This is a genomic window from Polaromonas sp. P3_C2 (assembly GCF_056402675.1).
In genome coordinates, this window is sequence record NZ_JBFUGX010000079.1 from 1 (window position 1) to 9,832 (window position 9,832).

Consider the following 9,832-nt stretch of genomic DNA (forward strand, 5'->3'; position numbering starts at 1 on the left):
CTGCAGGATGGCCACCGCCTCGGCGCAACTGGTGGCGTCAGGCACAGTAGGGCCGCTGGCGATGATGGACGGATCGTCTCCCGGCACGTCGCTGATGGTCAGCGTCACCACACGCGCCGGCGCGCAGGCTGCGGCCAGGCGGCCGCCCTTGATGCGCGAGAGATGTTTGCGCACGCAGTTCATCTCGGAAATATTGGCGCCGCTGTTGAGCAGCGCCTTGTTGATACGCTGCTTGTCTTCCAGCGTCAAGCCTTCGGCCGGCAAGGTCAGCAACGCCGAGCCGCCCCCCGAGATCAGGCACAGCACCAGGTCGTTTTTGCCCAGCCCCTGCACCATGGCCAGGATGCGCTGTGCAGCTTCCAGCCCTGCCGCGTCCGGCACCGGGTGCGCGGCTTCGACAACCTCGATGCGCTGTTTCAGTCCCTCGGGGCGCGGCGGAATGTGGTGGTAGCGGGTCACAACCAGGCCTTCAAGCGGCGCGTCGGCGGGCCACAGTGCCTCCACCGCCTGCGCCATGGAACCGCCGGCCTTGCCCGCACCGATCACGATGGTGCGGCCGCCGCTTTCGGGGGTGGGCGGTTTGGGCAGGTAGCGTGCGGTGTTCTCAAGCGGCAGCGCGCGCGCAACGGCGGCGGCGTACAGGTGCTCGAGGAACTGGCGCGGCTGGGTGGCGGCGTCCGGGATGGGCGTGCCGGGGGTAGGTGTCTTGGCTGCAGTCATTGAAATGTCTCCACCCCGGATTGTGCCGTGGTAACCGGGCAGTAACCCGGAAACGCGGGATGGTTTGGGATTTCGCCGGAAAGGCAGTTTCCTAGAATGAGCCATCATCCACCGAAGCAGAAAGAAGAGTCTCATGAACGCCTACCTGGCCCTGGGCATCGCCATCGTTGCCGAAGTCATTGCCACCACGGCACTCAAGTCCAGCGACAGTTTCACGCGCCTGGTGCCCTCGTTGATCAGCATCGCGGGTTATGGCACCGCGCTGTATCTCCTCACGGTGACGATGAAGTCCATCCCCACCGGCGTGACCTACGCCATATGGTCGGGCCTGGGCATTGTGCTGATCAGCATCACCAGTTTCTTCGTTCACCAGCAGAAGATTGACCTCTGGGGCATGGTGGGGATGGCGCTCATCATTGCCGGCGTGGTGGTGTTGAACCTTCTTTCCAACACCACCAGCCTCCACTGAGGCCCCGGTCTTGAGGCCCCAACAGGACTTTCATCTCACGGTAAAGATCCGGCATTGGAGTTGAAGCCATAACCGACCGGCGCCGGGAGCTACTTTTTCCCCAGGCCCAGGCGCTTCGCACCTTCGGTGTAGATACGGATGCGCTCCTTCATGAAGCCGTCCATCTGCTCCTGGCCCACGTTGACGAGCTCAAAGCCGTTTTTGGCGGCAAGCTCCTTCATCTCGGGATCGTTGTTCAGCACGGCCCACATGTCGGACAGCCGCTTGCGCGCTTCCAGCGGGGTGGATTTGGGCACGCCAATGCCGCGGTAGGCGCCGTCCACCCAGTCCACACCAAGCTCCCTGAAGGTAGGCACGTCGGGCATCATCGGGTGGCGCTTTTCCATGGCGACTGCCAGCGGGCGCACCCTGCCCTTGTTGCCGATGGCAAACGGCGTGTAGGTCATCGCACCGTCGACCTGCGAGCCGATCACGGCCATCGTCATGTCCCCGGTGCCCTTGTAGGGCACATAGGTGCTCTTGACGCCGAAAGCCGCGTTGAGCCGCTCATGCGCCGCATGGTTGGCGGAGTTCAGCCCTGAGCCTCCCAGGTTCAGCTTGCCGGGGTCTTTTTTGGCTGCGGCGATGAAGTCCGCAAACGTTTTGATAGGGCTTTTCTCGGGCACCACCAGCACGTCGGGGGTGTAGTGGAACCAGAACACCGGCACGATGTCGGCAGTTTTGTACTGCACCTCGCCCTCGATGGGCTGGAACACGATGTGCGGCAGGTTGATGCCCACTACATTGAGGCCGTCGCCCGGCAGGTTGTTCATCTGGCCCCACATCAGGCCGCCGCCGGCGCCCGCCTTGTACTGGATGATGGTGTCGACGGCCGGGCATTTTTTCTTGAGCACGACCTGCTGGTGGCGCGCCGACAGGTCCGACTCACCACCCGGTGGAAAGGCCTGCCAGTACAGCACGTTCCTGTCGGGGCACACCACACCCGCTGCGGGCGCGGCAGTCTGCGCCATGGCGGCGGGCACTGCGGCCATGCAGAAAATGCCCATCCACTTTTTCACTTCAACTTTCATGGTGTGTCTCCTGAATGTTTCTGAAGCGGAAAACTCGCCGGCATGCGTAGCCTGGTTGCACCGGCTTTCACTGAAAGGCTCAAGCGGCCTGCAGTAGTCGCTGCCTGCCGACCTCTGCACAGACGGCCTGGGTGACCTGCGCCGTTGTGGCGCTGCCGCCCAGGTCGCGCGTGTGCAGCGCAGCGCTGGCGGTCGCCTTTTCGATTGCGGCCATCAACACCGCGGCCGCACCGGTTTCGCCCAGGTGCTCCAGCAGCATGACACAACTCCAGAAAGTGCCAATAGGGTTCGCCAGACCTTTTCCCATGATGTCAAAGGCCGAGCCGTGAATCGGCTCGAACATGCTCGGGTAGCGGCGCTCGGGGTCGATATTGCCCGTCGGTGCAATGCCCAGGCTGCCGGCCAGCGCGGCCGCCAGGTCGCTCAGGATATCGGCATGCAGGTTGGTGGCGACCACGGTATCGAGCGAAGCGGGGCGGTTGACCATGCGGGCCGTGCAGGCGTCGACCAGTTCCTTGTCCCAGGTCACGTCCGGAAACTCCCGGCTGATCTGCAGCGCGATCTCGTCCCACATCACCATGGCATGGCGCTGGGCGTTGGACTTGGTGACCACGGTCAGCAGCTTGCGCGGGCGGGACTKGGCGAGCCTGAAGGCAAAGCGCATGATGCGCTCGACGCCGGCGCGGGTCATCATCGACACATCGGTGGCCACTTCGATCGGGTGGCCCTGGTGGGCGCGCCCGCCCACACCTGAATACTCGCCTTCGGAGTTCTCGCGCACGATCACCCAGTTGAGCTGCTCCGGTGTGCAGCGCTTGAGCGGCGCGTCGATGCCGGGCAGGATGCGCGTGGGCCGCACATTGGCGTACTGGTCGAAGCCCTGGCAAATTTTGAGGCGCAAGCCCCAAAGCGTGATGTGGTCGGGAATGTGCGGGTCGCCGGCCGAGCCAAACAGGATGGCGTCTTTGTCGCGCAGCGCGTCCAGGCCATCCTCCGGCATCATCATGCCGTGCCGGCGATAGTAGTCGCCGCCCCAATCAAAAGCACTGAAGCTGAAGTCGAAATTCTTTTGCGCGGCGGCCAGGGCCTGCAGCACCTGCTGGCCGGCCGGTATGACTTCCTTGCCAATGCCGTCGCCGGGGATGCAGGCGATCTTGTAGGTCTTCATGTCGGTTCCTCTGTTTTCTCGGTTGTGATCTGCTCACTGTAACGATTGGCACAGACAATAAAACCCCCTAAAGTAAGATTACTGTTAACCACAGGTTACGAATGATTCCAGTCAACGCAGCCCCCTCGGAGATGGCTTTTTTCAGCCTGCTGGCGCGCTACGGCAGCTTGTCGGCCACGGCGCGCGAGCTCGGCGTCAGCACGGCAGCCATCAGCAAGCGGCTCGCGCAGATGGAGGCCAGGCTGGGGGTGCAGTTGCTGAGCCGCACCACGCGGCGCGCCAGCCTCACGCAGGAAGGCGAGATTTACCTCACGCACGCGCGCCGCATCCTGGCCGACATTGACGACATGGAGCAGCAGGTGTCCAGTGCCGTGGCGGCGCCCAAGGGCCTGCTGCGCGTGAACGCCACCGTGGGCTTCGGCCGCAGCCATGTGGCGCCGCTGATCTCGCGTTTCGTGAAAGCCCATCCCGGGGTAGAAGTGCAGTTGCAGCTCACGGTCAATCCGCCGCCGCTGACTGAAGACGCCTTCGATGTTTGTGTCCGTTTCGGTGAACCGCCGGACGCCCGCGTGATTGCGCGGCTGATCGCACCGAATCGCCGCCTGCTCTGCGCTTCACCGGCCTATCTGGCCCGCCACGGCACGCCCAGGGTGCCGCATGACCTGGCGCAGCACAACTGCATCGGCATACGCCAGGGCGACGAGGCCTACGGCATGTGGCGCCTGGCTTCCGRCAAGCACACGCAGGCCATCAAGGTGCACGGCAACCTCAGCACCAGCGACGGCGAGATTGCGGTGAACTGGGCCCTCGACGGTCACGGCATTTTGATGCGCGCCGAATGGGACATCGCCAAATACCTGCGCAGCGGCAGGCTGGTGCAGGTGCTCGAGAACTACCGCACACCGGCAGCCGACATCCATGCGGTGTACCCGGCCCGGCATCAGCATTCGGTGCGGGTCAGGGCTTTTGTGGATTTCCTGGCCCAGCATTTCAGCAAGCCGTCCACACGCGCCGCGGGGCTGGCCGGCAACTGGTAAGGCTTGCCCGGCTTACTCGGTTTACTCGGCTTACTCCGTTTTGGCGCCCGCATCGAACCACTGCCTGATCACCTGCCGCTCGGCCTCGGTGATGCCCGTGGCATTGTTCATGGGCATCAGCCGTGTGACCACCGCCTGCTGGTAGACCTGCGTCGCATGGCGCTTCAATGCTTCGGGCGAATCAAGCCGCACGTTTTTCATCTGCACCTGCGCGCCGTGGCACAGGTAGCAGCGCTGGGCCATGATGGCCTGCACTTGTTGAAAGCTATTTTGGCCAGAGGCGCCCACTGGATGTGCGCCACCAGCTACTGAATTGATAGTGACCACAGCGGCAGGAGGTTTCATCCAGACGATCACGGCAGCGATGACAGCCACGCCCACCAGCGCATACGGCAACGGGTGGCGGTTGCGGCCCAGTTTGTAGCCGTGGCGCAGCACAAAAAACTGGCGTATGGCGGCGCCGGCCAGCATCATCAGGATCAGCACCAGCCAGTTTTGCGGATGGCTCCAGGTGAAGCTGTAGTGGTTGCTGAGCATGGCGAAGAGCACCGGCAGCGTGAAGTAAGTGTTGTGCACGCTGCGCTGTTTGCCGCGCTGGCCGTGCACCGCATCGACCGGCTCGCCGGCCTTGATGGCGGCCACGACCTTGCGCTGACCGGGGATGATCCAGAAGAACACATTGGCACTCATGGCGGTGGCCATCATGGCGCCTACCAGCAAGAAGGCCGCGCGCCCGGCAAACCAGTGGCAGGCCAGCCAGGAGGCTGCGCACACCAGCACCGCCACCAGCGCGCCGACGATGGCGTCGCCGTTTTTCCATTTTCCGAAAATCTGGCAGATGCCGTCGTACAGCATCCAGAAAATTACAAAGAAGGACAGCGCTACCGCACCGGCCGCGCCGGACGACCAGTTCATCAGCGATTTGTCGACAAGGTAGGTGCCGGCGTTCCACAAATAGGAGATCGTGAACAGCGCAAAGCCCGACAGCCAGGTGCTGTAGCTTTCCCAGTAAAACCAGTGCAGGTGCGCCGGCAGTTGCGGCGGCTTGACAGCGAATTTGACGGGGTGGTAAAAACCGCCGCCGTGCACGGCCCAGAGCTCGCCGCTCACGCCCTGCTTTTTGAGGTCTTCGTCCTCGGGCGGCGTGAGGCTGCTGTCGAGAAAGACAAAATAAAACGAGGAACCCACCCAGGCGATGGCGGTGATGACATGGACCCAGCGCAGCAGCAGGTTGGCCCAGTCGAGAAGGTAGTTTTCCATATCTCTCAACCTATGCAGCACGCGAGGGCGCTGCCTTGTGCAACCTGCTCACCACTGCGGGCGCTGTAAGCAGAAACAAGGCCGCGAACAAAAGAAGCTGGCGCTAACTTGAAGTTAGCTCCGGCTTCCCGGCTCCGCTGCGGCCTGACGCACCAAGTTTATAGAGTTTGGCTTCAGCTCCGAAAAATTTCTGCGCCGCGCTCAACCCGCGTTGATGGTTTGCAACAGCTGGGCCGCTACCGCCACGGCGATGACTTCCGGCTCCTTGCCAGTAATGCCGGGCACGCCGATGGGGCACGTCACTTGCGCCAGCTCGCTCGCGGCGAAGCCCCGGGCTTCCAGGCGGTGGCGGAATGCCGCCCATTTGGTCTTGCTGCCGATCAAGCCGATGTAGGGTAAATCGGATTTCTCGCGCTGGCGCAGCAGGCAGGCAGCCACGATGTCGAGGTCTTCCGCATGGCTGAAGCTCATGATGAGCACGCGGGACTGCGGCGCCAGGCCAGGCACGGCGGCTTGTACGGGATCGGAATGTTCGGCCACCACGCGCGGCGGCACGCTGGCGGGGAACACGCCGTCGCGGCTGTCTATCCAGCTGAGTGAAAACGGCAAGGGGGCGAGCACCCGCACCAGCGCGTGGCCGACGTGGCCGCCGCCGAACAGCGCCACCGGCGTCAACTCGGCCTGGCCCAATCGCACGGCTAGCGCCGGTGTGTCGCCCGCGCTGACGCATTCAAAGCGCAACGCCACCACGCCGCCGCAGCACTGGCCCAGCGACGGGCCCAGCGCTACGCGCAGTGTTGTCGCCTGACGCCCGGCGGCGTCACCCGCGAGCAGCGCACGCGCCCTGGTGATGGCATCGTATTCCAGGTGGCCGCCGCCTATGGTGCCCACCAGCGCATCGGGAAAGACCGCCATCCAGGTTCCCGCCTCGCGAGGCACCGAGCCGTGCGCCTCTGCCACCTCCACCAGCACCGCCGGCGCCGAGGCCAGGCGGGTCAGGAAGTCTTCAAGTTGCAGACTGGAGACACTGGAAACCATTGGTGACGACTTGGCGGTTGGAGGGTTGAAATATTGGGCAAAATGCCTTGACTGCCACCTTAGCACTACCTTGGCGCCGGGCAGTTCCCGGGCATGATGGCAGGTATATCAGGAATCCAATGAGCCGGCCGTTCAAAAAGCCGGCAAAGGCAAGCACGATGAGACAAGACATGCCCCACTCCACACCGCGCCGCTTCTGGCTGGTGGCCCTGCTTTCAGCAGCAGCTGCCGCCGTCGTCAGTGCCTGCAAGACCGCGCCGGAACCTGCGCCCGCCACACCCAAAGCCCCAGACCCCTCTCCAGTGATCGGGCCGATCGCCGGCCCGCAAGGTTCGGCCAGAAGCTCAGGGGCGACCACGCCGCGTGCCTATCGGGAAGACGGTGCCACGCATATCTACGGCCTCAATTCCGACCGTATCTACAAAGGCCGCATGCCACCGCTGCTGTATGCCGTGGGCGTGCTGAATGTGGAAATCGACCGGGTCGGCCGCGTCACCCGTCTGGACTGGATGCGCGCACCGCGCCATGCACCCGAAGTGATGGCGGAGATCGAACGCACCATCCAGCAGGCGTCCCCCTTCCCGGCGCCTACGCGCATGGGCAAGGTGGTCTACACCGATACCTGGCTTTGGCACAAGAGCGGCAAATTCCAGCTCGACACGCTCACAGAAGGACAAGACTAGCCCCCACGGTCGCTCACTTCGTGTAGCTCCCTGCCCCCCGAGGGGGCCGCCCGCCTGCAGTCCGGCAAAGCCGGTCCTACGGCTCGTGCTGGCCTTGGTTGGCTCGCTTCGCATCGCGCTTTGAGCGCTGCCGTCAAGAGCGACTAGCGGTCACTCTATTTTCAGATTTTGGGTTTTAACGACGTTGCGCCAGGCGCGGTAGTCGGCTTCGATGAAGTGGCCGAGCAATGCGGGCGAGCCGGGTGCGGCTTCCACGGCGTCGGCCTTGAACCGCGCCACCACCTCGGGCAAAGCCACGACCTTGTTGATGGCAGCGTTCAGTGCGTTGACGATGGCGGGCGGTGTGCCGGTGGGGGCCATCAACGCAAAGTAGTTGACCACATCAATGCCTGCCAGGCCGGCTTCCGTCATGCTGGGCACGTCGGGCAAGGCACTTGAGCGTTTGGCACTCGTTACGGCCAAAGGCTTGATGCTGCCGTTTTTGATGAAAGGCAGCAGGGCCGGGATGGTGCCCGTGATCAGCTGGATCTGGCCGCCGATCATGTCCATGGTGGCAGGCGCCACACCGCGGTAAGGAATGTGCGTGATGAAAGTACCGGTACGGGCCTTCAGCAACTCAAGCACGAGGTGGTTGACACCGCCCGCCCCGGCCGAGCCGTAGTTCAGCGCACCGGGCTTTTGCCGGGCCAGCGTGACCAGCTCTTTCATGGTGTTCGCCGGCAGCTTGGTGTTGGCAGCCCAGACCAGTGGGCCGCTGGCGATCATGCCCACCGGCGTGAACTGGCGCAGCGGGTCGTAATTGGCGCTGGGCAAAGAGGCCGCCACGGTGGTGAAGGGCGAGGCCACCAGCAGCAGCGTGTAGCCGTCGGCCGGGGACTGCGCCACGTACTGCGTGCCGATGGCGCCCGAGGCGCCCGCACGGTTGTCCACTACAAAGGTGGCGTTCATGGTTTCGCCGAGTTTTTGCGCAATCAGTCGTGCCATGGCGTCGGTGCCGGCGCCGGGGGCAAAAGGCACGACGATCTTGACGGCGCGCTCAGGATAGATGCCGGCGGGAACGGATGCGGCCGAGGCCGGTGAGCCGGCAGAACCCGCTGAAGGGCCTTGTGCCAATACGGCTGGAGCCACGAGGCTGGCGGCGGTGCCTGCGGACAGCAGCAGGGCCTGGCGGCGGCTCAGGGTCATGGGCTTGACGTTCATGGAGGAGGGGGAAGAAAGTTGCACAAACCGCTGATTGTCGCCGCCCCGGATGACGGCGCCATGACACGGTCTGGCTTGCCGCCGCTCAGCTACCGCGGTAGGTGGAATAACTCCAGGGGCTGACCAGCAGGGGCACGTGATAATGCAAGCCCGGATCAGCCACACCGAAGTCCAGCGTCACCTGGTCCAGGAAAGCCGGCTCGGGCAATTTCACGCCGCGCGCCTTGAAGTAGGCCGCCACCTCGAACACGAGCCGGTAGGTGCCGGCTTTCAGATTAGCGCTGTCGTATAGCAGTCCATCGGGATTGCGCCCATCTTCATTGAGGATGAAGTGCTTCACCAGCGTCGCCTGACCCGCATGCGTGGTGTAGAGCGACGCCTTCATGCCGCCTGCCGGCGTGCCGTGCATGGTGTCCAGTACATGTGTGCTCAAGCCCATGGCAGTCCCTGAAGATTGTTTTTCAATTTCGGTTTACCAAAAGTGTATACACTTTTCGACATTCCGGCTATTATCGACTGATGGAATCGTCAACCACGCACACCATCGTCGAAGCCCTGACCAAGGCCATTGTGGAGCACAGGCTGCACCCGGGCACCAAGCTGGCCGAACAAAAACTGGCCGACCATTTCGGCGTCTCGCGCACGCTGGTGCGGCAGGCATTGTTCCAGCTCTCGCAAAACCGCCTGATCCGCCTGGAGCCGGCGCGCGGTGCTTTCGTGGCTGCACCGTCCGTGATGGAAGCGCGCCAGGTGTTTGCCGTGCGCCGCATGCTCGAAGCCGAGATGACGCGGGCCTTTGTGCGCGAAGTCACCCCTGCCAAAATCAAGGCGCTGAAAGAACACGTCGCGCGGGAAAAGTCGGCGGTCGACCTCGGGGACGTTTCGGGCCGGACGGAGTTGCTGGGCGACTTTCATGTGCGCATAGCCGAGCTCATGGGCAATGAAGTGCTGGCCCAGATGCTTGGCGAGCTGACCTCGCGTTGCGCCCTCATCACCCTGATGTACCAGACCGCCACCGCCGCCGAACACTCCAACGACGAGCACGCCGAAATCGTCAAGGCGCTGGCCGCCAGGAACGAAGCGCTGGCCATACGCCTCATGAATGACCATCTGCTGCATGTCGAGAAGAGCCTCTCCTTTGACCGCAAGGTACCGACGAACGATATTTCCATGGCACTGTCATGAGT

The 9,832-nt window shown here is 63.5% G+C and carries 11 protein-coding genes; 4 read left to right on the plus strand and 7 right to left on the minus strand.

Annotated features, from left to right (window positions below):
• Positions 1-720 (minus strand): glycerate kinase type-2 family protein (locus AC1DWI_RS05450; protein ID WP_477724498.1); only part of this gene is annotated, 720 nt, incomplete at its 3' end.
• A gap of 133 nt (positions 721-853) precedes the next feature.
• Between AC1DWI_RS05450 and AC1DWI_RS05455 the strand changes: the two genes are divergently transcribed.
• On the plus strand, positions 854-1,189 hold the full coding sequence (locus AC1DWI_RS05455) for a DMT family transporter (RefSeq protein WP_457279830.1): 336 nt from the start codon (positions 854-856) through the stop codon (positions 1,187-1,189).
• Positions 1,190-1,278: 89 nt separating this feature from the next.
• Here AC1DWI_RS05455 and AC1DWI_RS05460 read toward each other — a convergent pair whose 3' ends face one another.
• Both AC1DWI_RS05460 and AC1DWI_RS05465 read right to left on the minus strand, forming a co-directional pair.
• Entirely contained in the window at positions 1,279-2,259 is a 981-nt protein-coding gene (locus AC1DWI_RS05460) for a tripartite tricarboxylate transporter substrate binding protein (RefSeq protein ID WP_477668143.1), read from the minus strand.
• Between the two features lie 79 nt (positions 2,260-2,338).
• Positions 2,339-3,427 carry a tartrate dehydrogenase gene (locus tag AC1DWI_RS05465; RefSeq protein WP_477724499.1) on the minus strand — a complete coding sequence of 363 codons (1,089 nt, stop codon included), beginning with the start codon at positions 3,425-3,427 and terminating at the stop codon, positions 2,339-2,341.
• Positions 3,428-3,528: 101 nt separating this feature from the next.
• On the opposite strand from AC1DWI_RS05465, the gene AC1DWI_RS05470 reads away from it, so the two are divergent.
• Positions 3,529-4,464, plus strand: coding sequence for a LysR substrate-binding domain-containing protein (locus tag AC1DWI_RS05470; protein ID WP_477724500.1), 936 nt, complete (start codon positions 3,529-3,531; stop codon positions 4,462-4,464).
• Between the two features lie 30 nt (positions 4,465-4,494).
• Here the strand turns inward: AC1DWI_RS05470 and AC1DWI_RS05475 are convergent, their stop codons facing one another.
• The gene (locus AC1DWI_RS05475) at positions 4,495-5,724 is read right to left on the minus strand and encodes a urate hydroxylase PuuD (RefSeq protein ID WP_477668146.1); all 1,230 of its coding nucleotides are present in this window, start codon (positions 5,722-5,724) and stop codon (positions 4,495-4,497) included.
• Between the two features lie 201 nt (positions 5,725-5,925).
• Positions 5,926-6,762: a xanthine dehydrogenase accessory protein XdhC gene (gene xdhC, locus AC1DWI_RS05480; RefSeq protein ID WP_477668147.1), complete on the minus strand. Its 837-nt coding sequence runs from the start codon at positions 6,760-6,762 to the stop codon at positions 5,926-5,928.
• Between the two features lie 170 nt (positions 6,763-6,932).
• Between xdhC and AC1DWI_RS05485 the strand changes: the two genes are divergently transcribed.
• Positions 6,933-7,445, plus strand: coding sequence for a hypothetical protein (locus tag AC1DWI_RS05485; protein ID WP_477668148.1), 513 nt, complete (start codon positions 6,933-6,935; stop codon positions 7,443-7,445).
• Positions 7,446-7,595: 150 nt separating this feature from the next.
• On the opposite strand, the gene AC1DWI_RS05490 is transcribed toward AC1DWI_RS05485, so the two are convergent.
• A complete protein-coding gene (locus AC1DWI_RS05490; protein ID WP_477668149.1) occupies positions 7,596-8,645 on the minus strand; it encodes a tripartite tricarboxylate transporter substrate binding protein in 1,050 nt (349 codons plus the stop codon).
• Positions 8,646-8,730: 85 nt separating this feature from the next.
• Positions 8,731-9,084 (minus strand): hydroxyisourate hydrolase, encoded by a 354-nt coding sequence (uraH, locus tag AC1DWI_RS05495; RefSeq protein ID WP_477668150.1) that lies wholly within the window; start codon positions 9,082-9,084, stop codon positions 8,731-8,733.
• Positions 9,085-9,164: 80 nt separating this feature from the next.
• On the opposite strand from uraH, the gene AC1DWI_RS05500 reads away from it, so the two are divergent.
• On the plus strand, positions 9,165-9,830 hold the full coding sequence (locus AC1DWI_RS05500; RefSeq protein WP_477668151.1) for a GntR family transcriptional regulator: 666 nt from the start codon (positions 9,165-9,167) through the stop codon (positions 9,828-9,830).
• The last annotated feature ends 2 nt before the right edge of the window (positions 9,831-9,832 follow it).

Bases quoted from the DNA above. Each gene is read 5' to 3' on its own strand.
- AC1DWI_RS05455 (WP_457279830.1), top strand. From the start codon at position 854: ATGAACGCCTACCTGGCCCTGGGCATCGCCATCGTTGCCGAAGTCATT.
- AC1DWI_RS05460 (WP_477668143.1), bottom strand. From the start codon at position 2,259: ATGAAAGTTGAAGTGAAAAAGTGGATGGGCATTTTCTGCATGGCCGCA.
- AC1DWI_RS05475 (WP_477668146.1), bottom strand. From the start codon at position 5,724: ATGGAAAACTACCTTCTCGACTGGGCCAACCTGCTGCTGCGCTGGGTC.
- xdhC (WP_477668147.1), bottom strand. From the start codon at position 6,762: ATGGTTTCCAGTGTCTCCAGTCTGCAACTTGAAGACTTCCTGACCCGC.
- AC1DWI_RS05485 (WP_477668148.1), top strand. From the start codon at position 6,933: ATGCCCCACTCCACACCGCGCCGCTTCTGGCTGGTGGCCCTGCTTTCA.
- AC1DWI_RS05490 (WP_477668149.1), bottom strand. From the start codon at position 8,645: ATGAACGTCAAGCCCATGACCCTGAGCCGCCGCCAGGCCCTGCTGCTG.
- uraH (WP_477668150.1), bottom strand. From the start codon at position 9,084: ATGGGCTTGAGCACACATGTACTGGACACCATGCACGGCACGCCGGCA.
- AC1DWI_RS05500 (WP_477668151.1), top strand. From the start codon at position 9,165: ATGGAATCGTCAACCACGCACACCATCGTCGAAGCCCTGACCAAGGCC.